Below are 26,941 nucleotides of genomic sequence, written 5' to 3' on the forward strand. Positions count from 1 at the left end.
TTCTTGATCAACGCAGCCATGCGCGTGCCCTGCGCTCGATGCGCTGCCTGCCCTTCGCGGCGGAGCTCTACCGGGAGCTTCAGCAGCAGGGGCTGGATGCCCACACCATCTGGCAAAACAGGTCTCGCTTTGGCCGTGGCCCGTCCTGGCCAGGCGATGGGGAACGACTGGAAGACGACCTGCGCTGGCTGATCACCGTTGGTGTGCTGCGACGGGAAGTGGACGGCCAGGGGCTCACCAGTCGCTTTCGGCTCACCCCCCTCGGACGTGACCTGCTGGATAGCCATCAGGCTGAGCTGCTGAAGCCAGCGGACTGGAACGATCGCTTGCGGCATGCGCTGCGGCGCCGCTGGCCCTTTTGACCGGCAAGCGGCCACTGATGGTGCTGGGGACCTCCAGTGGGGCCGGCAAATCCCTGATGACAGCAGCCCTCTGCAGGGTGCTGCACCGCCGCGGTGAACAACCGCTGCCCTTCAAGGGGCAGAACATGAGCAACAACGCCTGGGTGGATGCCGACGGCGGCGAGATGGCGTACTCCCAGGCGATGCAGGCCTGGGCCGCCCGTCTGGAGCCTTGCTGTGCCATGAATCCCGTGCTGCTCAAGCCACGGGGCGACAGCACCAGTGAGGTGATCCACGGCGGCAACAGCGTTGGCCTGGCCCGAGCGGAGCACTACTACCGCGACTGGTTCCGTCCTGGCTGGCAGGCGATCCGTGAAGGGCTGCAGACCTTGCAACAGCGATGGCCCAACGGTCGGCTGGTGCTGGAGGGGGCCGGCAGTCCGGTGGAGGTGAATCTGCAACGACGGGACCTCACCAACCTGCGGCTGGCCCAATACCTGCGAGCCAACTGCCTGCTGGTGGCGGACATTGAACGTGGCGGCGTGTTCGCACAGATCGTCGGAACGCTGGAACTACTACGCCCGGTGGAACGGCCGTTGATCAAAGGGATCCTGATCAACCGCTTCCGCGGCCGGCGGGAGTTGTTCGATGAAGGACGCACCTGGCTGGAGGAGCACACCGGTGTGCCGGTGCTGGGGGTGATGCCCTGGCTCAACTATCTGTTTCCGCCGGAGGATTCCCTCGATCTGCTGGAGCGCAAACCCAACCGAGGACCCACCGATCTGGAGATCGCAGTCCTGAAACTGCCGTCGATCAGCAACTTCTCCGATCTGGACCCCCTGGAGGCGGAACCCAGCCTGCGGCTGCGCTGGGTGCACCCTGGCGACACCCTCGGAAGCCCTGATGCCGTGCTGCTGCCTGGCAGCAAGCAGACGCTGAACGACCTCACTGTTTTGAAAACATCTGGCCTGGCCGACCAGATCAGACGCTATGCCGATCACGGGGGGAACGTCTTCGGTATCTGCGGAGGTATGCAGTTGATGGGAGAGCAGCTCGAGGATCCAGATCAACTGGAAGGAGGTGCGTTGCAAGCAAGTGGTCTGGGTTTGTTGCCACTGATCACGCAATTCACGACGTCCAAGGTCTTGCGTCAACGTGAGGTTGAATTGAGCTGGCCGATTAGAACAACGGTGCAGGGATATGAACTGCATCAGGGTCTGACGCATCCAACGGAACGATCACTGGCGGCGTCAATCAGTGAGGAAGAAGGCCTGGGTTGGCACGTTCAGGGGAACAATGCCGGCACCTACCTGCACGGAATTTTCGATAACGGAAGCTGGAGACGCAGCTGGATTAACCGCCTAAGAACTGCAAAACAATTGCCATCACTTCCACTTGATCAACCGCATCACGCATTACAGCGAGAACAACTGCTTAACCGATTAGCAACATCATTCGACGAGCACGTGCAATGGCACAAGCTACTGCAATAATTTAACAATATCAAAACTCTAAGTACACTCGCGCAAAGTAGAGCTTACAAAACAGTGACTCTCATGGCTCATTCTGTTACCGCCGAACAATCTCTCCCTACAGAACAGTCCATCGATCACATCTTGAATTGGTGTGGAGTTTTACTCGACTGCGAGACCCATCGGGAAAATTTTTTCAGTCGCCCCACGGGCCAGCAGATTTTCTACTGGATGTACGCGGGGCCTACGCAACTTGTCAATATTAATCGGAGAGGAACATCTGGTTCGGTAGAAATCGAAGCAATCCAAGTACGAGACGAGGATTACCAATGGGCCGTTGATGTCTTTGATACACTTGATTACTATTTAGAACCTGAATTTGTATTAATCAACGATATCAATCAAGCCGATTTAAGGCTTTGGGGAACCAGTGGTCACAATTTAATAAGTGAAACCAGCACATTATTTGGCTTTGCCACACCATTCAACGCCGACGAAAAGGGATATGTTGACGTTGTTGTCAATGTAGAAGCGGGGAACTTATCCGGCGTCACTGCTGACTTCGCCCCTGAGAACACAAACACAGCTCTTCATGAGATTGGCCACGCACTTGGACTGAGTCACCCAGGGGTTTACGGCAAAGACCTTCCGAACTGGGAATTATATGACTCCGAAGACACGATTATGAGTTACAACAAGCCTGAAGATGGCATTCATGCAGGCTTTTACAGCGAAGGTGACATCCTGGCATTACAAGAGATCTGGGGAGCTGAAGGCAGCTACAAAGCTCCGCCTCAATCTGAGTCAAAAGGCTCCGGGGGAAGTACTCCAGAAAATAACGACATTGAGTTTATTTACGCCATAGCAGGCAAGGGAAAATTAAAAGGCAATACCAAACATTCGACTAATTACATTTTCGATGGCCTTGATGTATTTGGGAAAAAGGTGCTGACAAAATCACTAAGTTCATCCCCAGCTCAGGCGACTCCCTAATCTTCACAACCAATGCATTGCCTGAGCTCGCCAATCGAGAGCAATTCTTTTTCAATACCGCTAAAAACAAAAAACAGCTCAAAAAATTCTCTAAAGAGTGCTACGACTTTGTTTATTATCAGAAAAAGGGGATGCTTTACTTTGACGGCAACTGCGAAGCCGAGGGCTGGGGCTCAACCGCCGAGGGAGGATTAATCGCTATATTGAAAAACAAACCTGAGCTCACAATTGACAATCTGACAGTTGAAATTATTTAGGATCATTTGAAGATTGTTTTCAACTATTCACAACGCACCTTTAAAAACAACCCTCCTTTGTCAACCACTACAAGAAAAGTTCATGTTCTTTGGCCCAACGGCCACCAGACCATCGAGTCAATCGGCACCGACTGGCTGCAGGCCGCAGCAGACGCGGGGATTGCCATTCCCACCGGTTGCCTCGGCGGCAGTTGCGGCGCCTGTGAAATCGAGGTGAACGGCAAGGTGGTGCGGGCCTGTATCAGCACGGTGCCACCATCAAAATCCAGGCAGTTAACCGTGGAATTCGCCACGGACCCCTACTGGTGACTCAACTTCGTCTCAGTGTGCTGGCTTTGCTCACTGGAGCCATCAGTGGAGCAGGCGTCGCTCTGTTCATGGCACTGATCGGACTGATCACCCGACAGCTCTGGGGAGATCCGGTGGTGGAAGGACTGGAACGGCAGATTCCATTGGTTTGGTCGATCACGATCTGCGGAGGCATCGGCCTGGTGCTCAGCCAACTCCATCGCGCCGGTGACCACACACTGCTGCCGGAACTGCCGGAGACGATCGCCGATCTACGGGAGCCAGACCATGCTCCGCCACGGGACAACAGACGAGCCATCCTCGGCGCCGCTCTGGCCCAGATTGGCGGCGGCAGCATCGGCCCGGAAGCCCTGATGACCCGTCTGGCTGCCTTGATCAGCCAAAGGATCTTGCGGGGCCGAGACCATGAGCTAAAATTCGTCGCCGCCGCTGGCAGTCTCGGCCTGTTCGGCTTTCCGCTCCTGGGGGGAGCCGTCGTTCAGACCCGTCAGCGCCGAGATCTGATCGCTCGCTGGATCCCTGGCGCCCTGGGGGGCTTGGCCGGCTTTGCTGCCTTCCATGGCATCAACGAGGCCAGTGGCGGCAGCCTGCAACGCATGGCCTACAGCTGGCCCAGCAACCTGGGGGAAGATCTGGGCACCCTCAGCTCAGGTGCCCTGGCAGGCGTGGTGGGGTGGGGGCTCGGCTGGCTGCTGCTGCGCTGGCGAACGTTGCTTGAGCGGCGGCAACTCCTGGCCCACTGGTGCTGGTGGCCTGCGCTGACGGGACTGTTGCTGGGCATCACAATGCACTGGCTGCCGCTGGTGCCCTTCGCCGGAGAGGAGCAACTGCGTCCCCTGCTGGAGGGTGCAGGCGGCACAAGTGCCTTTCTTCTCATCATTTCGGCGCTCGTCAAACTGGTGCTGGTGGGCCTCTGCCTGGAGACCGGCTGGCGCGGAGGCATCTTCTTTCCGCTGTTCCTGATCGCCTGCGCTGTGGGTGTGGGTCTGCACGACCTCTGGCCAGGCCTGGGCAGCCTGGGGAGTTGGTGCGGCGGCATCACTGGCGCGATCTATCTCACGGTGCTGCGCTCACCCCTCGTCGCTCTCATTCTTGGGCTGGGTTTGCTGCAGGGCCATGGCGCCACTGGCGTGGTGGTGGGTGTGGCCATGGCCTGGCTGATCACGCACCGCTCGCCACCGGGTGATGGCCCTCCACGTGCCCAGCAAACACCCGACTCGCCCGGATGTCCGGAGCCTCAATGGTGATCAGATCGTCCTTGGTGAGTGCTTCCGCCATGCGGGCAAACAATCGATTGGCCTGGCGCAGCCGGGCCCGGTCGATGGCATTGCGGATGGAGCGGGCATTGGCAAAAAACGGCAGCTGGCGTCGCAGCATGATGTATTCCGCAAACGCCTGCTCAGCCTCCGCACTGAAGCGGTACTGCTGCGCGTCCAACAGCAAGCCGGCAATCGCCATCAAGTCCGCATTGCTGTAATCAGGAAAATCCAGGTGATGGGCCACCCGGGAGGACAGCCCGGGATTGGAGCTGTAAAAGCTGTCCATCCGATCCTTGTATCCCGCGAAAATCACCACCAACTCCGTGCGGCGGTTTTCCATCTCCTGCAGCAGGATCTCAATCGCCTCAGCGCCGTAATCGCGTTCGTTGTCGGGCTTGTAGAGGTAATAAGCCTCATCAACAAACAGCACACCGCCCTGGGCCCGCTTGAGCATTTCTTTGGTCTTGGGCGCCGTATGACCCACGTACTGCCCCACCAGATCATCCCGAGTGGCCGTCACCACATGGCCTTTGCGGAGGTAACCAAGGCGATGCAGGATCTGCGACATTCTTTGCGCCACAGTCGTCTTGCCCGTCCCGGGATTGCCGGTGAACGACATGTGGAGGCTTGGCGCAGTACTGGCCAGTTCCAGTTGCTGCCGCGCCTGATCCACCAGCAGCAGCGCTGCAATTTCACGGATCCTGGTCTTCACCGGGGTAAGGCCGATCAGCTCACGGTCGAGTTGGTCCAGCACCTCTGCCACGCCGGATTCGGCGTAATTAGCCGCCAGATCAACCGAGGAGGGCATCAATCTGAGCGGCAAAGGCGCGATCGGCTTCGTTCAACTGGGCATCAGGATCGTCATTCTCCGGGCGGATCGTGATGTTCACGTAGGTGCTCCCGAAGCTGATGTCCGGAAAGCGCTGGGTGGCTTCGCTGTGCTCGCCCAACTTGTCGAGGAAATCCCGGGTGGTGCTGTAGCCGTCGAACTCGAAACGTCGCTCCAGGCAGACCGGACGCTTGCGTTCCTGCCACTGATCCATCGTCGTCCGAGAGCCTGATGAAAACCTAGAGGAGCGCCACCCGCTGGCAGCCCATCAAGCGCCCGGACCAGGCCTCGGCATAGGCCCGATTAGCCGCCTGCTGTTCCGAATCGTCGGTATCCATGGGATGGGGCATGGTGCCGGCGATGGCGGCATTGGTGACGCAGAACATCGACTTCTGGAAACTGACGCAGATCTGAACGTGCGCATCGGTCTGCCCCCGTCCGTTGACGTCGTACCAGCGGCTCAGCTCCTCCGGCAGATGGCGGAACATGTCCTGCATGCACAGGCTCGGCGGGATGCCGGCCCCCATGCTGGGAATCGGATCGGCGTACAGCGCTCCGTACTTGAAATCACTGATGTCCGGTGAGATCTGACGGGCCTGGGCGTTGTAGGACACCGTTCCCAGGAACGGCATGCCGCGGAAGAACACTGCTTCCACATAGGGCACGGCCACATCCACCAGAAAGGTGAGACCAGCCTCAGGAGGCAGCACCCAGATGTCTTCACCACCCACCGTCACCTGGTAGGTGATCGGATTGCCAGCCGCTGCCACCAGACCATCGCGGATGTGATGCACAACATCGTTAACGCAGGTGACCTCATTGATTGCATAGCGACGGGCCAGGTCGACAAAAATGTCGCTCATCACGCGCCAGAACAGACCAAGGCAATAAATGGTGGTGAGTGAACGGATCGATTCCGGGGCAAAGCCGGGATAAAGCCGATTGGTGAGCGCCAGCAATGGATCCCGCGCCGCCTTGCGTTGGATGATCCGTTGGCAGGCGTCAGCAAACTCCGGGGTGTCGAGATAGGCATCCAGGCCACCGGTGCCGTGCCAGAACATCGCCTTCTGGCAGTACTCGGCGTACTCGAAGTTGATCCGGTCCCCCAGCAGGTGCTGCCAAAGGCGCTTCAGGTTGAAGCCCTCATGAAAGAAACGGAACACGGGGAAGGGATTCAGCAGCTGCTTCTCCCCCTGATCCACCAGGTTTTTGCTGTAAGCATCGAGCACGATGCCGTAACTCTCGAGAACATTCACCACCTGCAGCAGATGGTCCGGTGTGTCCTTGAGCAATGGCGTATCGCTGAGCAGGCGCCGGATCAGCTCCTCCTGATCCGGCAACTGGGGAGGAGCCACTGGTGTGGGCTTCAAGGTGGTGGTCATGAGAGTCCTCCGCTGATCTGACTCAGGCCCGTGGTGGCTGCTTCACTGAGGTTGGACAGCAGTTCCGGCGCCAGGCCAAGAACCAGAACACCAAGGCTGAGGGCAATGGCCGGCACCTGTTCCCGCAAGGCAACCCGATCGAGAATACGGGGATTCACCACTTCGCCGGGGGCAATGGCAAGGCGCCCGAAGAAGGCCCGGTTCACCAGCAGAAGGAAATACACCGCCGTGAGGCCGGAGCCCACCATCGACAGCAATGTGGCGATGGGGAACGGCTGCAGGCTGCCGCGGAAGATCAGAAATTCAGAGATGAAGCCAGCCATGCCTGGAATCCCGGCACTGGCCATCACACCGATGATCATCAGGGAACCGGTCAGCGGCAGGCCCCGCTGAGGGTTGAGCAGACCGCGCAGCACATTGAGATCTCGAGTGCCGGTTCGGGCGTAGACCACGCCCACCAGCAGGAAGAGCACCCCGGAGATCAGCCCATGACTGATCATCTGGAACAGGGCACCCATCAACCCAAGCGGCGTGGCAGCAGCAGCCGCCAGAAGCACGTAGCCCATGTGACCAACGGAGCTGTAGGCCACCATCCGTTTCATGTCGGTTTGAGCGATGGCGGCCAAAGAGCCATAAAGCACCGAAATCGCCGCCCAGGCCGCCAACCAGGGGGAGGCCAGTTGCCAGGCCTCGGGGAAGAGACCAAGGCAGAACCGCAGCAAGCCATAGGTGCCCAGCTTGAGCAACACACCGGCCAGCAGCACCGACACCGGTGTGGAGGCCTCGGTGTGGGCATCCGGCAACCAGGTGTGGAACGGAAACAGGGGGATTTTGATGCCGAAGCCGATCAGCAGAGCGCCCATCAACACCAACTGAGCCGTCATCCCCAGCTCACCGGCCATGATCGGCTGAAAGCTGAAATCCATCGTGCCACTGACGAAGGCCAGCCCGAGGAAGGCCGCCAGAATCAGCACGCCGGATACCGCCGTGACGATCAGAAATTTTGTGGCGGCATAGGCCCGGTTGGCACCACCCCACACAGCAATCAACAGCCACAGGGGAATCAGTTCCAGCTCGTAGAACAGGAAAAACAGCAGCAGGTTCTGAGCCAGGAAGGCACCGTTCACAGCGCCGCTGATCACCAGCAGCAAGGCGAAATAGATCCGAGGCCGGTTATCGATCGATCGCGACGCAATGGCGGCGACCAGGCAGAGCACCCCATTCATCAACACCAGCGGCAGGGACAATCCATCTACCGCCAGGGCGTAATCCAGGCCGATGGCATGGACCCAGCGGGCCTGCTCGACCAGCTGCAGACCAGCGTCTGCAGGGTCGAACGGCAGCAACAATGCAAAGCTGGCCACGCATTGAACGGCCAGCAGCACGATCGTGACCTCGCGCAGCCGAGCACTGGTGGGTGCCCCAGGCCAGAGGATCAGGACCAGAGCCCCCATCAGGGGAATCAACAGCAGCAGGGAAAGCAGCATCTCAGGGCGATCAGGTGAGGAACCAGCTCACCGAGGTGAGAAAGAGAACAATGGCCACCAGCACCGTGAGCACATACGACTGGGTCTGGCCGCTGACGCTGAGCTTCAGGCCTTCGGCGCTCTGCAACGACAGGCGGGCCACACCGTTGAGCACACCGTCAACAACGGTGCGATCAAACCAGAAGGCCAGACGCGACACGCGGGCCACCACATTCACGATGGTGAGGCGGTAAAAGTTCTCGGTATAGAAGTCGTAGGCCAGCAGGTCCTGGAACCAGCGCAGCCAGGGGTTGAGTGAACGGGACCAGGCCTTGCTCAACGGCAGCAGAGCACCCGCAACCAGCCCGATCAGTCCGCTTCCCACCACCAAGCCCGCTGCCCAGAGCGGGAACGCGAGCAGGCCATCGAGGGATTCCAGCCGCACCAGCAGCAGAGGGGTGAGCAAAACCACCACCGACAAGGCCACCATCGGCAAGGCCATCTGCCAGTTCACTTCAGCTGAACGTCGCGACTTGATCAGGGGGTTGCCGAGGAACACGTGACGGAACACCCGCACCAAACCAAGAGCCGTCAGGGCGTTGGTGAGCAGGAAAACACCCATGAAAGGGATCGAACGCACGCTGAGAAGCTCAATCGACTGGGCCAGGGCCAGGAATCCACCCAAGGGCAGGAAACCCACCAACCCGGCACCACCCACGACAAAAGCTGTCGTGGTCGCCGGCATCCGAGTTCCCAGGCCACCCAGCTCGGTGATGTCCTGGCAATTGGTCGACGCAATCACGCCACCAATGCTCATCGACAACAACGCCTTGGATACAGCATGGGAGAACAACAGCAGCAGAGCCAGAACAGGAATCTGCAGCGCGATGGCAATGAACACCAGACCCAGATGGGCGGTTGTTGTGTACGACTGGGTGCGCTTGATGTCCACCTGGGCGATGGCCACCAGCGAGCCGCCGATGGCGCTGATGCTGCCGATCACCAGCAGCACCCCTACAGCAATGGGGGAAAGCTGCAGGATTGGCATCACCTTGAGCAGGACGATCGCCCCGCAGGTGACCACTACGGAATTGCGCAGGATGGAAGCCGGGTTTGGCCCCTCCATCGCTTCATCCAGCCACAGGTGCATCGGGAACTGGGCGCACTTGCCTGTGGGGCCGGCGATCAGGCCAAGCCCCAGCAACGTTGCGGCCAAGGGGGACAGGGCATCCTGCGCGGCCCAGGCGTAGAGGTCGTTGAACCCCATGGCACCGGAATAACTGCAGAGGGCCACCACACCCATCAGCAGGAGCACATCGCCAACACGCTTTGTGAGGAAGGCGTCCCGCGCGGCCGTCACCACCAGCGGCTGGGCATACCAGAAACCCACCAATAAATAGGTGGAGAGGGTAAGCATCTCCAGCAGGAAATAGCTCTGGAACAACGAATCGCTCAGCACAACGCCGCTCATCGCCCCCTCAAAGAAGCCAAGCAGGGCAAAGAAACGGGCCAGCGCCCACTCCTTGTCCATGTAGCCGAGGGAATAAACCTGGGAGAACAGGCTCAAACCGGTGATCAATTCCAGGGCCACCAGGTTGGTGAGCGAAAGGCTGAAGCTGATGTCCAGCTCCAGATCGGCAACGGTGAGCCAGGGGAAAGCCAGGTCCACCGGGCCTGACTGGAACACCTGCTGAAGGATGAGGCTGCCGTGGCCGAAAGCCAGCAGGGTCAGAAGAATATTGAGATAAGCCGCCGGACGATGGGCGTCACGACGAAACAGGCCTGAAGCCCAGGGCAGTGACACCAGCATCCCGGCGAATCCATAGAGAGGAATCAGCCAGGCGGTCTGGATAGGAAGCGAGAGCTCCTGAGTCAAAACGGCAAGCGGGATCGGGATCGGGCTGGTCGTTGATTGGCCGGCGAATCTAGGTACGACACCGTGTTCTGGGCGCTCTTTGTGAACGGCTGTAGTAGTGGTGCTGTGGTATCAGAGACGACGTGTGGCACCGCTGACGATCAGAGCGGGCTCTACTTCCTGATGGGGGCGAGCAATGATGTGAGCGGCGACAAGTCCGTCACCCACACGCTCACAGGCATCTGCCCCCGCGCGAACAGCAGCGTTGACTGCACCTGTTTCACCACGAACCATCACGGTGACGTAGCCACCACCGACGTACTCGCGGCAGATCAGGCTGACTTCAGCCGCCTTGGTCATGGCATCAGCCGCTTCGATGGCAGGGACCATGCCACGGGTTTCGATCATGCCCAGGGCAATGCCCTGCACAGGGCTTGCAGCGGGAGCGGTGTTGCTCACAGGCTTTGCAACGCTGCCGCCACCTGCCGAGCCCGACGCTGCGCTTCTGCGGGTGGTGGTGGTGGTGTTGCTGCGACGGGTGGTTGAGGGTGCTGGGGTGGGAGCCGGCGTGGAAGCGGCCGAAGCAGCGGGCTTTGCGGGGGTGGCCACGGGCTTCACATCAACGGTCTTATTCGCTGCAGCACTGCTGCGGGTGGTGCGGCGACGGGGTGTGGGGGACGGGGTGGCCATGGGGAGAAGGGAGTGGAAGCGGAACGGAAACGGCGGAAGGAGGGAAAGCTCCCTATCCGTCCGGATTCCAGTGATCAATGATCCCGCCGATGGTTAGATCGGTGAGAACCTTGTTGTCCGGGCAGGCATGCCGGGCAGCGGAGCCGCTGGCAGTGAACACCCAGTTGCCCTCACAGGCACCCACGGGATCCACGGCCACCAGCTTCTTGCCTTTGGCATTGCGAAGGATGCGCAGGTGCATGTGATCCAGCCCCGCCACGCGGAAGCTGCACACCAAGGTGCCCATCACCTGCATGATCTCCATCAGACGCTCGCGCCTCCGGCAGGATTTGCTGTGGGTGCAGGGGTGGGAGCCGGCGCAGGAGCTGGGGTCTTCGGTGGGTCAGGTTCCCAGTGATCGATGATCCCCACGATGGTGAGGTCACTGGGATAAGACTTACTGCCAGCCGCTTCACGGGCGGCGGAGCTGCTGACGCAGATCACCCAGTCTCCGGGTTTCGCACCGACCGCATCGACAGCCACCTTCTTGGCGCTGCCGTCCTGCACCACCTGAAGATGCTTGTGCTCGAAATCCGGAATGCGGTTGGTGGAGACGAGCGGCTTGATGACCTTGACGATGAGCATGATCAGTGAGCCTCCTGAAGCGGGGGGGCGAGGGTGGAACCGACCACCTCGGCGGGGGCCGTCTGGTTGCGATCCCGAACGGTGAGGCAAGTGTGGAGCAGGCCCTGGTTCACAAACTCGCCGTAGCGATCTGAGATGGCCTGATTCACCCGCTCACAATCGGCAATCGCCCGCTCCCGGGCACCGGGAACACGGCCTGAATAGTCGAAGCGAACGACCACCGGGATCGGCAGATCGCGGGACACATTCAGACCTTTGAAGATCTTGACCCCGACATCGAGATCAGGAGCACCTTCTTCAACGGTGTCCAAATGGGCGAAGTAGGTGAGATTGCGAAGGTGAACCTCCTTGAAGCCGATCCCGACACCGATGAAACGTTCAGCGTGGCCTGCATCGGGGTATGGCGCTCCGTGCAAATCCTGCACGTAATCAATCTGAGAAAAGTTGTTGGCGATCAAGCGGGTCAGAAACGCCACCGTGCCGGGCTCCATTGGTCCCGGTGCTTCAGCCTCGATCGCCTCGGCGATCTGAGCCATGGCTTGATCCGCCGTCATCGACGCCGTCGCGGCATGGAGTTCACGCGCACAGAGCCATTGATCAAGCACCATCTCGCTGTCCCGAGTCGGGGGATGGACCCGAATCGCGTCGGTGTCGGTGTCAAGGCCGATCAACAACAGATCCACGGACGCTCCGCAGCAGAAGCTGTTTTCCACCGCTTCACGGAAATCGAGCAGCCGCTGGTGGCCAGCGGAAGCGGCAAGTTCATCGTTGCTGCCATGGGCTGCGCAGCCCTGGTGCTGAGGGTCGAGGGAACTGAAGTGGTAGGTCACCACCTTCAGGTACCGGGTCGGCTCCGTGGCGGGATTCGGCATTCCCTCGCGGTGTCGCCGGTGCTCAGTCTTCACCCAGCGGTTGACTGTGTTTTCCACATCGAACATCGCGCCAGCATGGGAGCGGCGGCGCACAGCACTGAATGGAATGCGCAAGGCGTAAGCCACCGTGTGGGCCAGACGGCCATCGGCGCAGGGACTGACATCGAGCAGATGGATGCCGCAATCGAGCAGAAATTGCTCGAAATCCCTGGCGGCGGCGCTGCCAGCGGCCCCATCAAGCGGGTCGTCCTGAAAAAAACGATCACTGAACAACCGATGGCTTTCAAACACGCACCAGGCGAACAGCGCCCGCATATCGAGGGGTCGCACCCAGGCTCTCTCGAGGATGTGCTGAGGGAGGTCGAATCCCAACTCAGCGCGTGTAAGTCGCTGCGATTGCTCAATGAAATCAGGCTCATGCTGGAGCGCTGAAACCCGTTGCAGCAGGGGAACAATGCGATCAAATCGCCCCTTCACCTCCTGCTCGTAGGCGCGCAGCCGTTCGTTGGCAGCGGTATCGGTGAGGGGGTGCTGCCGATGGGTGATCGGCAGGGATGAGCGACTCAGGTTGAACAGCACCCCGGAGGTTGCGCCCTTGTCGCGACGGACCCAACCCGGTTGGCGTTGATCGCGGGCGGACCGGACCCGACCACCACCGATGGAACCTTGAACCAACGTGGCCGCTTTGCCGGCTGTGGTAAGTGCACGCCTGCGCTGCAGAGCGGCATCTCGGGTTGTGGAGACGACCGCTTCAGACGCGCTGGCCTGGTTCTTTGATTCAGCTGCAGAAACAGTGTTCTGCAGCTGCCGGCGGGTTGGTGCCGTGGGGGCCTGAGGTCGCCCGCCGCGGAGAGGCATGGAGCGAACCATCAGCGGATCAGCCCCTTGCGCCGCCTGAGACGGTAATCAGGGAACCCTTTTCGGTGTTGCCGCTGGAACCAGTCACACGGCTGACGGGCCACTCGTTCTCTTCATTGCGCTTGCGCTCGTGAGGAGCCATGGCACTCATCGGGCCGGGACGCGTGGGGTTACGACGACGGGCGGACACACCCTCAGTTCCGGTGACGTGCTCACCACGGTCCCAGTCGTCACCTGTGATTTTGGTGGAGGAACCCTCCCCGGTGACCCGGGAGGCGGGCTGTTCAGCCGGTTCGCTCACCACCGCCACGGTGGGTTGGAACTGACGACGTTGGAATTCAAGGTTATCGAAACGGAACTGCTCGGTGCCGGTGACCTTGCCACCGGCCAGATCAAAAGGGCCTGTGATGCGGTTGCCCTGCTCGTAGGAGGTACCGGTAACAGCACCCTGGCCCTCGCGCTGCTGCTGAGCGGCACGGGCGGGAGACATCACACTGAAGCGTGTCCAGGCCGCACCTTCAGGGGCTTGGCCATGGCTGTCGGTGCCCACTGGAGCCTCGTTGCCACAGGCCGTGGCGAGCTGGTCTGCGCCGAGATAGGGGGTGCCGGTGACGGCTTCACAGGCTCCCTTTTCACCTCCCGTCATCACACCACCCACACCGGGCTGGATGCCGGTCATGGCAGCAGACGGCGTACCAAGACGCACAGGAGTGCGCTCGCGAATGGCCTGAACAGCAGAATTTCCGCAGTGCTGGCCAGCATTTTCGAGTCCGGCATAGGGGGTGCCGGTGACGGCCTTACAGGTGCCGGGTTCATCGCCTGTGACTCGCTCGGAGCGACCAGTGCGGGTGCCACTCACCACCTGATTGCGGTTGGTGACGCTGAAGCCGACCTTGGCGGCTTCCGGCTCAGGTTTGCTACCGCAGAAGGCATTGACCTGTTCAGCGCTGATGTATTGATCGCCGGTGACGCGATGGCAAGAACCAAACTCATTACCGGTTACCTGGGAGGAGCGACCCACCATGGTTCCTGTCACACCCGTACCAGAGAGGGTTCCCGATTGGCCAACCTTGGCGGCAGGGCGACCGTCGGGGAGGGGATCTGACCCGAGATATTGATCACCGGTGAGGCTGCGGCCAGCCCCGGCTTCATCACCGGTGACGCTGGAGGAACGACCCACCATCACGCCGCTGACCGGACGACCCTGCTGCGTGAGGCTGCGACCCACCTTGCGGGGTGACACCTGCGAGCTGCCGCAATAGGCAGCGGACTGGTTAGCAGAAATGTATTCAGTACCCGTCACGCTTTTGCAGGTGCCGGGCTCGTCACCGGTGACCTTTTCGGAACGGCCGACTTCATTGCCGGTGACGCGGTTGCCATGGCTAGTGGCGGTGACGCGAACCTTGGGGGGGGTGGTGGGCTCAGGTGCCTGCTGGCAGAACGTTTGGAACACTTCGGCACCCAGATATTCGGTGCCAGTAATCGAGCGGCAGGTGCTGGCCTCGTTGCCGGTGGTCTTCACCGAACGGTTGGCCTGAGTACCGGTCACGGTCTGGCCGGAACTCGTGGTGCTTTCACCCACCTTCCAGTGGGCATCCGCTGCAGCAGCCTGCTTGGCGCCGTGGCGGTTGGGACCGGTTGGGCGGGTTGCACCAGCGCTTTGCTTGTTGCGCGCACCAGCCTTGGTGCGCAGCTCACGCACCCGCTGAGCCAGCTCGCGGCTGGTGAGATCAGGGTTGGCTTGGCGGGCGACAGCAGCAGCACTGGTGGGTTGCTTACCAGCGGTTTTGCCGTGTTTCGCCATCGCTTCGCGGCGGGCCAACACCAGCGCACGGCTGGGGTTCTCGATGGCACGGCGCTTGGGCGCTGCACTGCGACGGTCGGAACGGGGCGTCAGAGAAGTGGTACGTGCACTCAGTTGATCCTTTTCAGCAGCGCGCTTGCCGCCACATCCACAGGATTTTTGCTCTTCAACCGGTGCTGCAGCAGGAGCAGCAGCCTTGGTTTGGCGAGAGACATCAGCGCGGTTACGGTCGCGGCTGGTGTCTGCGGTCTTGCCGCGGCGGGACAGGGCATCACGGCGAGCCAGCACCAGGTCCCTGCTGGGATGACGCTGAGGCTTCACATGAGAACTACGGGAGGGGGAAGCCGGAGTGAACGACACCGTGGGTTTCACGGGAGCGGAGACTGCTGGAGCCGTGGGCTCAACAGCGGCCGCAGCGTCCGTGCGGGTGGGAGGTGCGTCGGAGGCAGTGCGCACGCGATTGGCACCATCTCCTGCAGCCACAGAAGACTTCTTACCGGAGGTTGTCAGCGCCTTGCGGCGCTCAAGTGCGAGTTCGCGACTAGAAAGTCTTGCCATGTCCGCCCGAGGGTGTCGTCGTGAGGTGGAAGGGCACCTGCCCCTCCGGAAAAAACTGGAGCCCTGATCAGGTCAGGGCTCGGAACCAAAGGTTCGAAGGATCAGCGTCCTTCGAAAACCACGAAGCATGCACCCTGGCTCTGGGTGTAAGCGTCGTAACCGACGATGCGCACGTGGTGGTCGGGGTATGCGCGGTGGCAAGCCTCGAGCTCACTGACGACAACGTTCAGATCCTTCTCACCGAAGAAGGGGAGCTTCCAATAGGACCAGTAGGTGGCCATGGAGTTGCTGGGATGGACGTGCTCAACGAGCGGGCTCCAACCCTGGGCAATGATGTACGCGATCTGGTCGTAGATCTCGTCCTGGGTCATCGGCGGGAGGAAGCCGAAGGTCTCCAGGGTGGCGACTGTTTGGTAGTCACCCACGGTGCTCTGGAAAGGCATGGGGATCCTGGGTTTAAGAAAAAGGGTTGGCCGGTTACATCAACCGGCCGAAGAAACGATCAGTTCTGAACGTCGAGCTTGTCGACGGTGTCGAACTCGAACTTGATCTCCTTCCAGGTCTCGAGGGCGATAGCCAGCTCGGGGCTGTGCTTGCCGGCTTCCATAAGGATGTCGCGGCTCTCTTTCTCGAGATGACGGCCGGCGTTGCGGGCCTTGACGCAAGCCTCAAGGGCCACGCGGTTGGCCGCAGCACCTGCAGCGGAACCCCAGGGGTGACCGTGGGTACCACCACCGAACTGCAGAACGGAGTCGTCGCCGAAGATGGTGACCAGGGCGGGCATGTGCCAGACGTGAATACCGCCGGAAGCAACGGCGAACACGCCAGGCATGGAACCCCAGTCCTGATCGAAGAAGTTGCCGCGGCTGCGGTCTTCGGGCACGAAGGATTCGCGCAGCTGGTCGATATAGCCGAGGGTGGTTTGACGATCACCTTCAAGCTTTCCGACCACGGTGCCGGTGTGGAGCTGGTCACCACCGGACAGACGCAGACACTTGGCGAGAACGCGGAAGTGGATGCCGTGCTTGGGATGACGGTCGATCACCGCGTGCATGGCACGGTGGATGTGCAGCAGCATGCCGTTCTTACGGCACCACTTCGACAGACCGGTGTTGGCGGTGAAGCCACCGGTGATGAAGTCGTGCATGATGATCGGCATGCCGAGTTCCTTGGCGAACTCAGCGCGCTCATACATCTCTTCGGGAGTGTTGGCAGTCACGTTGAGGTAGTGACCTTTGCGCTCGCCGGTCTCCTGCTCGGACAGCTTGATAGCTTCCGCAACGAATTCGAAGCGGTTCTGCCAACGCTGGAAGGGCTGGGAGTTGATGTTCTCGTCGTCCTTGGTGAAGTCCAGACCGCCACGCAGGCACTCATAGACAACACGGCCGTAGTTCTTACCGCTCAGGCCGAGCTTCGGCTTGATGGTGCAACCCAGCAGGGGACGGCCGTACTTGTTCATCCGGTCACGCTCGACCTGGATGCCGTTCGGCGGGCCGTAGCAGCTCTTGATGAACGCCATCGGGAAGCGGATGTCTTCCAGACGGAGGTGACGCAGTGCCTTGAAACCGAACACGTTGCCGACCAGGGAGGTCAGAACGTTGGTGATGGAACCCTCTTCGAACAGGTCGAGGGGGTAGGCGATGAAGGCATAGAACGACTCCTTGTCACCAGGGACGTCTTCGATGCGGTAGCAGCGGCCTTTGTAGAAGTCGAGGTCGGTGAGGAGCTCGGACCACACAGTGGACCAGGTGCCGGTGGAGGATTCAGCAGCCACAGCAGCGGCAACTTCTTCCTTGGGCACACCGTCCTGGCCGGTGCACTTGAAACAGGCCAGCAGGTCGGTGTCGAGGGGAACGTAATCAGGAGTCCAGTAAGTGTCCCTGTACTCCTTGACCCCAGCGTCGTACTTCTTGCTCATGGGAAAACTCCGTTAGGTCGGTGAAGGGGGGATGAGACGTTCGCGTGCCTCGTCAGAGGCTCAGCGGAAGATCTCAGTCCTTCTGACCGAGGAAGTTGCCGTTGCCCAGTGCAGGCTCCACTTCGCGGTGGGGGCGGGCAATGATGTGAGCAGCCACGAGGCCGTCGCCGACGCGCTCGCAGGCATCAGCGCCGGCGCGCACAGCAGCGTTCACAGCGCCGGTTTCGCCGCGCACCAGAACGGTGACGTAGCCGCCGCCGACGAACTCACGACCGATCAGGCGCACTTCGGCAGCCTTGGTCATGGCATCAGCTGCCTCGATGGCGGGGACCAGACCGCGGGTCTCGATCATGCCGAGGGCGATGCCCATGGTTTCGTTAGCCATTGCCTACCGGGAGAAGGGGTGGAATGTTCGCTCGGGACATTGGTCCGCCAGATCCCTTCCCGTCAAGCAATTGGGCACACAGCCAAGATCACTGTCCATAGTGAACCTGATAAGCCCGGCTTATCACCCTGTCCCTCACTGTTCCGCACTGCTGTGGTAGTTCCTGTGATCACATCCGCACAAGTCGTTGCCGCGACAAGCCTTGATGCATACCTTCACCTGAACGAATGGTCCTGATGCCATTGGCTGAGGGGTGGAATGTTCAACCCATGCCATTCGGTTCTGATGGTGATCGAAAAATACCTACCGCTAAACCCCACAATGGTGAGCCTTTCTGAGCTCTCCGTTCGGTGCGACGTCTAACCATTGCCACCGGCAACCCCATCAAGGTCGCCGAGATTGAAGCAATGCTTGGACCGTTGCGTCTCGAGGTCCAGCGTCAACCCAATGATCTCGACGTTGACGAGACAGGAGCGACTTATCTGGAGAACGCTTCATTGAAAGCCAGTGCCGCTGCGTTGCGCACCAACGAATGGGCCCTGGCGGATGATTCCGGCTTGGAAGTTGATGCCTTACGCGGTGCCCCGGGTTTGTTTTCCGCCCGTTACGCCAGCGGCAACGACGCCAAAATTCAGCGTCTACTGGAGGAACTCAACAGTTCCCCCTATCGGAGTGCCTGTTTCCGCAGCACGATGGTGATCAGCGATCCTTCCGGCACTTGTGTGGCCTCAGCCGAAGGGGTCTGCTGGGGTGAACTGCTGCTGAAACCGGCCTATGCCGGCGGTGGCTTCGAATCGCTGTTGTGGGTGCGGGAAGCCCGTTGCACCTACGGGGAGCTCAACGCAGCCCAACTCACCCGTCTGGGGAGCCGTGGCAAAGCGGCACGCGCCCTGGCACCGGATCTTCGACGCCTGCTGAGATTGAACTGAGGCTCAGCGCAACGTGGAACGTCGGTTGACGGTTTCAATGGCCCGCATAGCCGCAGCAGCAGCCTCCTCCACATCCCCTTCCCGTCCGGCCAGGGTGAGCCGGCCAAAGGCACCGACGGCTTTCACGTCCACCAAGGTGATGTTGGACGCTTTTTCCGCTTCATTCGCCGCAATCAGTACGTAGCCAGCGGGCTCTGTTTCGAGAATGAACATGCTCATGCCGGCCTCGATCATCGAGCCACGGCGGTTCTGGCGGTTGATCAACACCGCATGATCCGGGGTGATCGCCCGGATCACCTCCGTCCAACTCACATCAGCGGGGGAACGCTGCTCGATGGTGCTGCCGATCGCTTCCAGCACCACATCACCGGAATGAAGCACCGTGCTCTGGTCACGGTGATAAAGCGCCATCGATCCGAAGGCACGTTCCACCACCATCTGGCCAAGGCGCACATCACTCGCCTTGAGGGCGATGTCCGTCACGCGGTGAACCGCCATACCCGGCGACACCTCCATCCACAGACAGGCATCGCCCGGAATGGGCAGAAATCCTTGGCTCACCGAACCCATGTAAGCCGCCAATTGAGGCTGCAATGAGTCGATGAACACATGGGTGCGCAGCTCGATCGACTGCACATGGCTGTTCTGGCGTTGCAACCTGGGGGATTCGGAATCCGTGGTCACAACACAACTCGCACCTCCCTGGGGAGGTTTCACCTCAGTGCCGGTCACGAGAGCGCTTCCACCGCGCCGCCGCTCCCGGGCCTCGAAGCTGGCGAAACGGGTCATGGCGGGGAGTGTACCGGATGAATTCGGTGTTTCCGGCTGTGATCACAGCCGTGGGAAGCGGTCTTGCGTGCCGAAGCGCAGCCGATACTGTCCGCTTATCAACACTGAGGACTCCGGTGATGAGCGAGCAATCCCCCCTGAATGCGGTTGAGTTGAATGCCGACCAGGCCCTGGGCATGGTCAGTTTCGGCTTGATGCAACGGCTGGCCAAGGATGGACAGGTGGATCTGCCCTGGCTGGAGACCGCCGTGGACAGCGAGGTGGAACGGGCCCGGCAGCTACGCCAACGCCTGGAGCTCACCGCCCTGGCCATCAACACCGGCGCACCGCTCACCACAGCGGAGGTCACCCTGCTGCTGGGGGCCCGCCCTGGCAGCGAGCAGGTTGAGCGTGGCGGACTGATGGCGCGGCGCGTCAGCCGCAACGTCTGGCGGCTCAGCAAGCTGGAGGACAGCGATCGTTCCGACCGCTACGACGGCTTCCGCCGTCGCCTCTGATCCGGAAGAGTTTCAGGGGCTGAGCGTCACCAGCCCGCTGCCGAGGTCAGGTTGTGGGCTGATTCCTCGGGACATGGCCGATGGCCGGGCCAACCCTGCTGAAGGAAAGCGGACCGCGGGAGGTGTTCTGCGGTCTTACCTCGATTGTGTGGCTGCACCGGCGCATGCCGGATGCCTTTTTTCTTGTTGTGGGGTCACGGACCTGCGCACACCTGATCCAAAGCGCCGCCGGCGTGATGATCTTTGCCGAACCTCGGTTTGGCACCGCCATTCTCAGCGAGCGGGATCTGGCGGGCCTGGCGGACGCCTATGAGGAACTGGACCGTGTGGCTCGGGAACTGCTGCAGCGGCGCCCAGAGATCCGCACCCTGTTTCTGGTGGGGTCCTGCCCCAGTGAGGTGATCAAGCTGGACCTAGCCCGGGCGGCCGAGCGGCTCAACGACGAACTGCAGGGCCGCGTGCGGGTGGTGAATTACTCCGGCAGCGGCATCGAAACCACCTTCACCCAAGGGGAGGATGGAGCGTTGGCGGCATTGGTGCCGCTGCTGCCCAGCAGCGCTGAACGGCAGCTGCTGCTGGTGGGCACCCTCGCCGACGCTGTAGAGGATCGCCTGATCCACTTGTTCGGACGCCTGGGGATCGACAGGGTCCGCAGCCTGCCGCCGCGCCAGTCGACCGCGCTGCCACCGGTGGGCCCCGGAACCACCGTGCTGCTCACCCAGCCGTTCCTCACCGACACCGCCCGCCTGCTGCGCAACCGCGGCGCCACGGTACTCACCGCCCCCTTCCCGCTGGGAGCGGAGGGCAGTCGACGCTGGATGGAGGCGGCCGCCCAAGCCTTCGAGGTGGCACCCAGCCACGTGGCAACTGTGCTGGATCCCCTGATGGAGCGGGCGCGCATCGCCCTGGAACCCCATAGGGAGGTGCTGGCGGGCAAGCGCATCTTCCTGTTGCCCGAATCACAGCTGGAGCTTCCCCTGGCCCGTTTTCTGCAGCGGGAATGCGGCATGGAGCTGGTGGAAGTGGGCACGCCATACCTGAACCGCGATCAGATGGCCGAGGAGCTGGCCCTGCTGCCGGAGGGCACCCCCGTGATGGAGGGACAGCACGTGGAGCTGCAGCTCGACCGGGTGCGTGACAGCGCACCGGATTTGGTGGTCTGCGGCATGGGGCTGGCCAATCCGCTGGAGGCCGAGGGCATCGCCACCAAGTGGTCGATCGAGCTGGTGTTCAGTCCGATTCACGGCATCGACCAGGCCGGAGACCTGGCGGAGCTCTTCTCCAGGCCATTGCGGCGTCGCCAACTGATTCACCCCGGGCTTCATCCGACACAACCCGACCAACCCGTGCACGCCTGACACCATGGATCTCACGCTCTGGACCTACGAAGGACCACCCCATGTGGGGGCCATGCGCATCGCCGCCTCCATGCAAGGGGTGCACTACGTGTTGCATGCACCGCAGGGCGACACCTACGCCGACCTGCTGTTCACGATGATCGAACGGCGCGGCCAGCGCCCGCCGGTGACCTACACCACCTTTCAGGCCCGGGACCTGGGTGGCGACACGGCCGAACTGGTGAAGCGCCATGTGCGGGAAGCGGTGGACCGCTTCCAACCCGATGCACTGCTGGTGGGGGAAAGCTGCACGGCTGAACTGATCCAGGACCAACCCGGTGCCCTGGCGCAGGGCATGGGGCTGACCATGCCGGTGGTGAGCCTTGAACTGCCGGCTTACAGCAAAAAGGAGAACTGGGGCGCCTCAGAAACCCTCTATCAGTTGGTGCGGGGTCTGCTGAAACAACAGGTGCCGGCTGAGCCGAAGCATGACCCCAAGCGCTGGCAGCAACAGGGGCGTCGACCACGGGTGAATCTGCTGGGCCCGTCCTTGCTCGGGTTCCGCTGCCGCGATGACGTGCTGGAGGTGCAGACGCTGCTCACGATGCACGGCATCGATGTGGCGGTCGTCGCCCCCCTGGGAGCTGGCGTAGAAGACGTGCACCGTCTGCCGGAGGCCGACCTGAACATCTGCCTCTACCCGGAGGTGGCTGAATCCACCTGCCTCTGGCTGGAACGCAACTTCGGCATGCCCTTCAGCCGCACAGTGCCGATCGGTGTCGGCGCCACCCACGACTTCCTGGTTGAAGTGCACACAGCTCTGGGACTGGAACCACCCTCGCCGCAGGAAGGCTATCGCCGCTCACGCCTGCCTTGGTATTCCGAATCCGTTGACTCCACTTACCTCACCGGCAAACGGGTGTTCATCTTTGGCGATGGCAGCCATGCCATCGCTGCCGCCCGCATCTGCAGTGAGGAACTGGGCTTTCAGGTGGTGGGGCTGGGTACCTACAGCCGCGAGATGGCTCGGCCAGTGAGGGCCGCTGCGAAGGCCCTGGGGCTGGAGGCCCTGATCTGCGACGACTATCTGGCGGTGGAGGCGGCCATGGCCGAAACAGCTCCTGAACTGGTGCTGGGCACGCAGATGGAACGCCACAGCGCCAAACGGCTGGGGATTCCCTGCGCGGTGATCAGCACGCCAATGCACGTTCAGGACGTGCCAGCCCGGATGAGCCCGCAGATGGGCTGGGAAGGGGCGAACGTGATCTTCGACAGCTGGGTGCACCCGCTGATGATGGGCCTGGAGGAGCACCTGATCGGCATGTTCCGCCACGATTTCGAATTCGTGGACGGCCATCAGAGCCATCTGGGCCATGCCGGTGGCTCCGGAGCATCCCAGCAGAGCAGGTTAAGCGACGTTCCCGAGGCCGAGGAGGGCGACGTAGTGTGGACCGCTGATGGCGAGGCGGAACTGAAGAAGATCCCCTTTTTCGTGCGCGGGAAAGTCCGCCGCAATGCCGAGGCCTACGCCCGAGAAGTGGGGTGCCGGGAAATCAGCAGCGAGACGTTGTACGACGCCAAAGCCCACTACAAGGCATGAGCATTTGCACTCATTTTTTTTATTTAATTGAAAGAAATTCTGTTTTTAAGGCTCAGCCAGAAACCAGATCTTTCATTTCTTAGTGAAAACCAACCACGGCACATCTGCTGCTGTTGAATGAACCTGTCTCCTCTTGTGAAGGTCGCTGAATGACCACGACCCTGACGCGTCCCACGGACGGCGAAGGCAGTGTGCAGGTCCACCAGGACCCTGGCCTCAACATTCACGAGGAAACCCTGGTGATCGCCGTTTACGGCAAGGGTGGCATCGGTAAATCCACCACCTCCTCCAACCTCTCGGCGGCCTTCTCCAAGCTGGGCAAGCGGGTGCTGCAGATCGGCTGCGACCCCAAGCACGACAGCACCTTCACCCTCACCCACAAGATGGTGCCGACGGTGATCGACATCCTTGAGGAAGTCGACTTCCACAGCGAGGAGCTGCGTCCGGAAGACTTCGTCTTCACCGGTTTCAACGGTGTGCAGTGCGTCGAAAGCGGCGGCCCACCGGCAGGGACCGGCTGTGGCGGCTATGTGACCGGGCAAACCGTGAAGTTGCTGAAAGAGCATCACCTGCTGGAAGACACCGATGTGGTGATCTTCGATGTGTTGGGCGATGTGGTGTGTGGTGGCTTTGCCGCCCCGCTGCAGCACGCCAACTACTGCCTGATCGTGACCGCCAACGATTTCGATTCGATCTTCGCGATGAATCGGATCGTCCAGGCGATTCAGGCCAAAGCCAAGAACTACAAGGTGCGGCTTGGAGGTGTCGTGGCCAATCGCTCGGCAGACACAGATCAGATCGACAAGTTCAACGAACGCACCGGCCTGCGCACCATGGCCCACTTCAAGGATGTGGATGCGATTCGTCGCTCACGGCTCAAGAAGTGCACAATTTTCGAGATGGATGATGACGACGAGGCGGTGCAGGCCGTCCGTGAGGAATATCTGCGCCTCGCTCAGAACATGCTCGACAAGGTGGAGCCCCTCGAAGCCACATCCTTGAAGGATCGGGAGATCTTTGACCTGCTCGGCTTCGACTGATCAAAGGCCGACCAGCTGCATCGACAGGTCCCAGACCCGTCGAGCGGTGTCTGGGTCGGTGGCCTTGACCGACAGCTCCTGGCTGAACTGCTGGCCATCCTTTTTCTGGCGGTTGCCCCAGCTCCAGTGCACCCCGGATTCGGCGAAGTCGGGATTGGCCACCACATCCGCCACCCGTTCTCCGGCCAAGGCCTGGGAGACGTAGCCGCCGGTGATGTTCTTCTGGAACCAGGGAAAGATCGTCTGGAACGCCTTGGGGGTATTGCGGAACAACGGGGTGTCCGCCACACAGCCCGGGTAGAGCGACATGAAGGTGATCCCCGTCTCACCGTGCAGGCGGCGGTGCAGCTCCTGGGTGGTGATCATGTTGCAGAGCTTGCTGTCTTTGTAGGCCTTACCGGGCTTGAAGGCCTTGCCGCTTGCCATGGCAATGGGCTCTTTGAAGCCAGCTTCAAAACCGGAGAGATCCCCCAGATCGGCCGGCGCCGGAATGGGAATCTTGCCCCCCAGTTCTTTGGAGTTGGCCGTCACCGTGCCCAGAATCACCACCCGCCTGGAGGGATGGCTGGAGGCCTTGAGCCGATCCAACAGCAGCTGTACCAGCAGGAAATGGCCAAAGTGGTTGGTGGCCATCGAGATCTCATAGCCCTGCGGCGAACGCTCCGGCTGTTTCAGCTTTGGCTTATACACCGCCGCATTGCAGACCACCGCATCCAGACGATCGGGCAGGGCATCAACAACACGCCGCACACTGTCGAGATCGCCCAGATCCATCAACACGTGCTGGAGCCGCTCCTTGGGGAGGTCCAGCTCGTCAGCAGCAGCCGCGGCCCGCTGGGGGCTGCGATTGGCGGTGATCACCGTCCAGCCCCGCTTCACCAGGGCGCGGGTTGCATTCAGACCCACACCTGAGGTGGTGCCGGTGATCAGAACGGTGCCGGGCGTTGACATCAAGACAGGGCCAGGAAGGCTGACAGTCTGCCGGTCAGCCTCCGAAACGCTGACCGGTGGTGATGAATCTCAGCGCCAGATCACCCGCAGACGATTGGGTGCAATCCATTGATCCTGCTCGCTCAGCAACCGTTTCTCACCGCCAATGCTGAACAACCGATCAAAGCGTTGCTGCAGGGTTTCCAACTTCTTCGATTCAAGATTCACCACCGCTGCAATCTCGCCGTGGCGCTCAAGCCGCTCCTGATAGGCCACAGAAAGGCGCGCCACGCTGACGCAACCCACGAGAATCAGCGCACTCTTGGCCGCCAGAGCGATCAGGCTGCAGTGCAGTTCCTGTCGGTCCAGCTGGCGCTGAATCGTTGCAGCACGATGAGCGGCCGCTTCCGCCGATGGCTGATTAGTGAGTCGGGATGACTTTGTCGTTGACGCCGTCACCACGACTGTTCAGATGTCCGCTTGTAACGCAGTGATCAGGCTTCGTAAAGGCTGATGGAGAGACGCAGGGCCAGCACAGCAGCGTGGGCTGCCACCACGAGAGCAACGAACACTTCAGCCGAAGTCAGAGCAGTGGCCATGGGAAAGAAGACACAAGCGATCCCATTGTTCTCCCTCAGCAGGGCTTCAGGCCATCATTCGCAAAGGCCTGTCACACCCGTCGATGGAACCGGTTCAGATCAATGCCGATGCGATCCGGCGTCTCGACCTCACTCCCCTGCAGCCCTGGAGCAGCCAGCCGCTGCCGTCGCTGCTGGAGCAAGGCCCTGCTTTGGAACTGCAGTTCGACTGGCCTCGCGATCCTTCGGATCCCCGGGAACTTGCCGAATGCCCCGAGCCACGGCTCTGGGCCGTGCGGGCCGATGCCCGTTATCCCTGGCTACCGCTGCTGTTGGAACGCGACCAGGGCAGTTTGATCCGCCATGTGGCCATGGTGGTGCCCCACAGCTTCAACCGCAGTGAGGGACTGCGATTCGAGCCCCAGGCCCTCGAGCTGTGGATCACCCACCGGCTGATGCAACTGGATGACCTCTGCACCGCCACGCTGGGACGCCCCCAACGGGGCAACCTGTCGCAGATGGCAGCGTCCCTCGGCTACGAGCTAGACGCTGGCTTCTGGACCCTGTTGAGCTGAGCCTCAGACCATCAACAAATGCAGGGCCCGCCGGCAGCTGTCCACCGCCAGCGCGATCGCCAGGCCCCGCAGCAACCGCACCAGCACCACCGCATCAAACCGATCCAGACGACTGGCGGACCATTGCGCCGCCAGGGCCGCCACACCCCCCAGCACCAGTCCCATCCAGGGCACCCCTCGCCCCTCATGCAGGAACTGCAGCGAAGCCGCTGACGCCGAGCAGAACACCGCCACGGTGCTGAGGCGCACCGCCCGATGAATGGGAACCCCCAGGGGTCCGTTCATCAGTGGCACCATCACCAGGCCACCACCAAGGCCGAGCATTCCGGCGGTCCAGCCGGCAATGCAGCCCACCCCCGCCAACAGCCCCACCTGGCCGTTGGTCTCCTCGTCCACGCCGGGTGTTGCCTCCTCCTCCCGCACGCGTACGGCAAAGGCCAGCACCACGTAGATCAACGTCTGCATCGCCAGCAGCAGCCAACCGCTCACCACGCCGGCCAGACCGCCGAACAACAGCGCTGAACCAAAGGCGGACAGTCCAATAGCCACACCGGTTCGAACCGGCAGCGATCCACTGCGCAGGTGGGACACCAGGCCCGCCAGGGCCGTGGGAACAATGGCAAAGCTGCTGGTGGCCAGAGCCTGATGGGGCGGAAGATCCAACCAGAGCAGCAGGGGCGCGAAGATCAAACCACCTCCGATGCCCAGCAGGCCGGCCAACCCGCCAGCCAGCAGGCCAAGGCCGATTAGCAGGGGGATGTCCCACCAGGGCAGCACGTCATCGCTCGCTCACG

At 61.3% G+C, this 26,941-nt stretch carries 30 protein-coding genes; 12 read left to right on the forward strand and 18 right to left on the reverse strand.

The genetic code is table 11. The features are described 5' to 3' along the window. Window positions 1-38 precede the first annotated feature (38 nt). The 6 genes from SynA1524_RS08510 (at window position 39) to SynA1524_RS08535 (ending at window position 4,619) form a co-directional block, all read left to right on the forward strand. Window positions 39-362: an Npun_F0494 family protein gene (locus SynA1524_RS08510; protein WP_286188548.1), complete on the forward strand. Its 324-nt coding sequence runs from the start codon at window positions 39-41 to the stop codon at window positions 360-362. 17 nt (window positions 363-379) lie between these two features. Continuing rightward, window positions 380-1,834, forward strand: a complete 1,455-nt coding sequence (locus SynA1524_RS08515; protein WP_186499585.1) for a cobyric acid synthase — start codon at window positions 380-382, stop codon at window positions 1,832-1,834. Window positions 1,835-1,897: 63 nt separating this feature from the next. Next, window positions 1,898-2,806, forward strand: coding sequence for a zinc metalloprotease (locus tag SynA1524_RS08520; RefSeq protein WP_186496820.1), 909 nt, complete (start codon window positions 1,898-1,900; stop codon window positions 2,804-2,806). Between the two features lie 17 nt (window positions 2,807-2,823). Next, on the forward strand, window positions 2,824-3,063 hold the full coding sequence (locus SynA1524_RS08525; protein ID WP_186496824.1) for a hypothetical protein: 240 nt from the start codon (window positions 2,824-2,826) through the stop codon (window positions 3,061-3,063). A 57-nt stretch (window positions 3,064-3,120) separates the two neighbouring features. After that, on the forward strand, window positions 3,121-3,372 hold the full coding sequence (locus tag SynA1524_RS08530) for a 2Fe-2S iron-sulfur cluster-binding protein (protein WP_186496825.1): 252 nt from the start codon (window positions 3,121-3,123) through the stop codon (window positions 3,370-3,372). After that, on the forward strand, window positions 3,369-4,619 hold the full coding sequence (locus SynA1524_RS08535; protein WP_186496826.1) for a chloride channel protein: 1,251 nt from the start codon (window positions 3,369-3,371) through the stop codon (window positions 4,617-4,619). Before SynA1524_RS08530 ends, SynA1524_RS08535 begins: the two co-directional genes overlap by 4 nt. On the opposite strand, the gene cbbX is transcribed toward SynA1524_RS08535, so the two are convergent. From cbbX to csoS1 (SynA1524_RS08600), 13 genes are all read right to left on the reverse strand, one after another. Beyond that, entirely contained in the window at window positions 4,534-5,439 is a 906-nt protein-coding gene (gene cbbX, locus SynA1524_RS08540; RefSeq protein WP_186496827.1) for a CbbX protein, read from the reverse strand. The genes SynA1524_RS08535 and cbbX overlap by 86 nt on opposite strands. Then, the gene (locus SynA1524_RS08545; RefSeq protein WP_186496830.1) at window positions 5,423-5,674 is read right to left on the reverse strand and encodes a 4a-hydroxytetrahydrobiopterin dehydratase; all 252 of its coding nucleotides are present in this window, start codon (window positions 5,672-5,674) and stop codon (window positions 5,423-5,425) included. The genes cbbX and SynA1524_RS08545 overlap by 17 nt, the downstream gene beginning before the upstream one ends. Window positions 5,675-5,699: 25 nt before the next feature. Next, window positions 5,700-6,842 (reverse strand): CO2 hydration protein, encoded by a 1,143-nt coding sequence (locus SynA1524_RS08550; protein ID WP_186496832.1) that lies wholly within the window; start codon window positions 6,840-6,842, stop codon window positions 5,700-5,702. Beyond that, complete coding sequence (locus SynA1524_RS08555; RefSeq protein WP_186496833.1) at window positions 6,839-8,329, reverse strand: NADH-quinone oxidoreductase subunit M; 1,491 nt, start codon at window positions 8,327-8,329, stop codon at window positions 6,839-6,841. Before SynA1524_RS08555 ends, SynA1524_RS08550 begins: the two co-directional genes overlap by 4 nt. Before the next feature lie 10 nt (window positions 8,330-8,339). Next, window positions 8,340-10,184, reverse strand: a complete 1,845-nt coding sequence (locus SynA1524_RS08560) for an NAD(P)H-quinone oxidoreductase subunit F (RefSeq protein ID WP_186496835.1) — start codon at window positions 10,182-10,184, stop codon at window positions 8,340-8,342. 111 nt (window positions 10,185-10,295) lie between these two features. After that, window positions 10,296-10,853: an alpha-carboxysome major shell protein CsoS1 gene (csoS1, locus tag SynA1524_RS13060; protein WP_286188549.1), complete on the reverse strand. Its 558-nt coding sequence runs from the start codon at window positions 10,851-10,853 to the stop codon at window positions 10,296-10,298. A gap of 52 nt (window positions 10,854-10,905) precedes the next feature. Further along, entirely contained in the window at window positions 10,906-11,157 is a 252-nt protein-coding gene (locus SynA1524_RS08570; RefSeq protein WP_186496837.1) for a carboxysome peptide B, read from the reverse strand. Then, window positions 11,157-11,477, reverse strand: coding sequence for an alpha-carboxysome shell vertex protein CsoS4 (gene csoS4 / locus SynA1524_RS08575; protein ID WP_011128576.1), 321 nt, complete (start codon window positions 11,475-11,477; stop codon window positions 11,157-11,159). Before csoS4 ends, SynA1524_RS08570 begins: the two co-directional genes overlap by 1 nt. Before the next feature lie 2 nt (window positions 11,478-11,479). After that, on the reverse strand, window positions 11,480-13,219 hold the full coding sequence (locus tag SynA1524_RS08580) for a carboxysome shell carbonic anhydrase (RefSeq protein WP_186496847.1): 1,740 nt from the start codon (window positions 13,217-13,219) through the stop codon (window positions 11,480-11,482). A gap of 7 nt (window positions 13,220-13,226) precedes the next feature. Beyond that, window positions 13,227-15,569 (reverse strand): alpha-carboxysome scaffolding protein CsoS2, encoded by a 2,343-nt coding sequence (csoS2, locus tag SynA1524_RS08585; protein WP_186496849.1) that lies wholly within the window; start codon window positions 15,567-15,569, stop codon window positions 13,227-13,229. A 101-nt stretch (window positions 15,570-15,670) separates the two neighbouring features. Then, window positions 15,671-16,012 (reverse strand): ribulose bisphosphate carboxylase small subunit, encoded by a 342-nt coding sequence (locus SynA1524_RS08590; protein WP_006043651.1) that lies wholly within the window; start codon window positions 16,010-16,012, stop codon window positions 15,671-15,673. A gap of 59 nt (window positions 16,013-16,071) precedes the next feature. Next, on the reverse strand, window positions 16,072-17,487 hold the full coding sequence (locus SynA1524_RS08595; RefSeq protein ID WP_006043650.1) for a form I ribulose bisphosphate carboxylase large subunit: 1,416 nt from the start codon (window positions 17,485-17,487) through the stop codon (window positions 16,072-16,074). A 73-nt stretch (window positions 17,488-17,560) separates the two neighbouring features. After that, complete coding sequence (csoS1, locus tag SynA1524_RS08600; protein WP_006169870.1) at window positions 17,561-17,872, reverse strand: alpha-carboxysome major shell protein CsoS1; 312 nt, start codon at window positions 17,870-17,872, stop codon at window positions 17,561-17,563. Window positions 17,873-18,222: 350 nt separating this feature from the next. Here csoS1 (SynA1524_RS08600) and SynA1524_RS08605 point away from each other — a divergent pair, with 350 nt between their 5' ends. Beyond that, the gene (locus SynA1524_RS08605) at window positions 18,223-18,801 is read left to right on the forward strand and encodes a non-canonical purine NTP pyrophosphatase (protein ID WP_186496851.1); all 579 of its coding nucleotides are present in this window, start codon (window positions 18,223-18,225) and stop codon (window positions 18,799-18,801) included. 3 nt (window positions 18,802-18,804) lie between these two features. Here SynA1524_RS08605 and SynA1524_RS08610 read toward each other — a convergent pair whose 3' ends face one another. Continuing rightward, on the reverse strand, window positions 18,805-19,590 hold the full coding sequence (locus tag SynA1524_RS08610; protein ID WP_186496853.1) for a BMC domain-containing protein: 786 nt from the start codon (window positions 19,588-19,590) through the stop codon (window positions 18,805-18,807). Between the two features lie 119 nt (window positions 19,591-19,709). On the opposite strand from SynA1524_RS08610, the gene SynA1524_RS08615 reads away from it, so the two are divergent. The 4 genes from SynA1524_RS08615 (at window position 19,710) to bchL (ending at window position 24,064) form a co-directional block, all read left to right on the forward strand. Then, window positions 19,710-20,087 carry a DUF8679 domain-containing protein gene (locus tag SynA1524_RS08615; protein ID WP_186496855.1) on the forward strand — a complete coding sequence of 126 codons (378 nt, stop codon included), beginning with the start codon at window positions 19,710-19,712 and terminating at the stop codon, window positions 20,085-20,087. 80 nt (window positions 20,088-20,167) lie between these two features. After that, window positions 20,168-21,445 (forward strand): ferredoxin:protochlorophyllide reductase (ATP-dependent) subunit N, encoded by a 1,278-nt coding sequence (locus tag SynA1524_RS08620; RefSeq protein WP_186496857.1) that lies wholly within the window; start codon window positions 20,168-20,170, stop codon window positions 21,443-21,445. A gap of 4 nt (window positions 21,446-21,449) precedes the next feature. Then, window positions 21,450-23,024 carry a ferredoxin:protochlorophyllide reductase (ATP-dependent) subunit B gene (locus SynA1524_RS08625; protein WP_186496859.1) on the forward strand — a complete coding sequence of 525 codons (1,575 nt, stop codon included), beginning with the start codon at window positions 21,450-21,452 and terminating at the stop codon, window positions 23,022-23,024. 149 nt (window positions 23,025-23,173) lie between these two features. Further along, window positions 23,174-24,064, forward strand: a complete 891-nt coding sequence (gene bchL, locus SynA1524_RS08630) for a ferredoxin:protochlorophyllide reductase (ATP-dependent) iron-sulfur ATP-binding protein (RefSeq protein WP_186496861.1) — start codon at window positions 23,174-23,176, stop codon at window positions 24,062-24,064. Here bchL and SynA1524_RS08635 read toward each other — a convergent pair whose 3' ends face one another. The 3 genes from SynA1524_RS08635 to psaM all read right to left on the reverse strand — a co-directional run bounded on the left by SynA1524_RS08635 (window position 24,065) and on the right by psaM (window position 25,593). After that, window positions 24,065-25,015 carry a protochlorophyllide reductase gene (locus tag SynA1524_RS08635; protein WP_186496863.1) on the reverse strand — a complete coding sequence of 317 codons (951 nt, stop codon included), beginning with the start codon at window positions 25,013-25,015 and terminating at the stop codon, window positions 24,065-24,067. Window positions 25,016-25,084: 69 nt separating this feature from the next. Further along, window positions 25,085-25,456, reverse strand: coding sequence for a hypothetical protein (locus SynA1524_RS08640; RefSeq protein ID WP_186496865.1), 372 nt, complete (start codon window positions 25,454-25,456; stop codon window positions 25,085-25,087). 32 nt (window positions 25,457-25,488) lie between these two features. Continuing rightward, entirely contained in the window at window positions 25,489-25,593 is a 105-nt protein-coding gene (psaM, locus tag SynA1524_RS08645) for a photosystem I reaction center subunit XII (RefSeq protein ID WP_011128588.1), read from the reverse strand. Window positions 25,594-25,676: 83 nt separating this feature from the next. Here psaM and SynA1524_RS08650 point away from each other — a divergent pair, with 83 nt between their 5' ends. Next, window positions 25,677-26,147 (forward strand): CRR6 family NdhI maturation factor, encoded by a 471-nt coding sequence (locus SynA1524_RS08650; RefSeq protein ID WP_186496873.1) that lies wholly within the window; start codon window positions 25,677-25,679, stop codon window positions 26,145-26,147. 3 nt (window positions 26,148-26,150) lie between these two features. On the opposite strand, the gene SynA1524_RS08655 is transcribed toward SynA1524_RS08650, so the two are convergent. Next, entirely contained in the window at window positions 26,151-26,924 is a 774-nt protein-coding gene (locus tag SynA1524_RS08655) for a sulfite exporter TauE/SafE family protein (protein WP_186496875.1), read from the reverse strand. Window positions 26,925-26,941: the final 17 nt, after the last annotated feature.

Origin of the sequence: Synechococcus sp. A15-24 (genome assembly GCF_014280195.1) — a bacterium.
Lineage (GTDB): Bacteria > Cyanobacteriota > Cyanobacteriia > PCC-6307 > Cyanobiaceae > Parasynechococcus.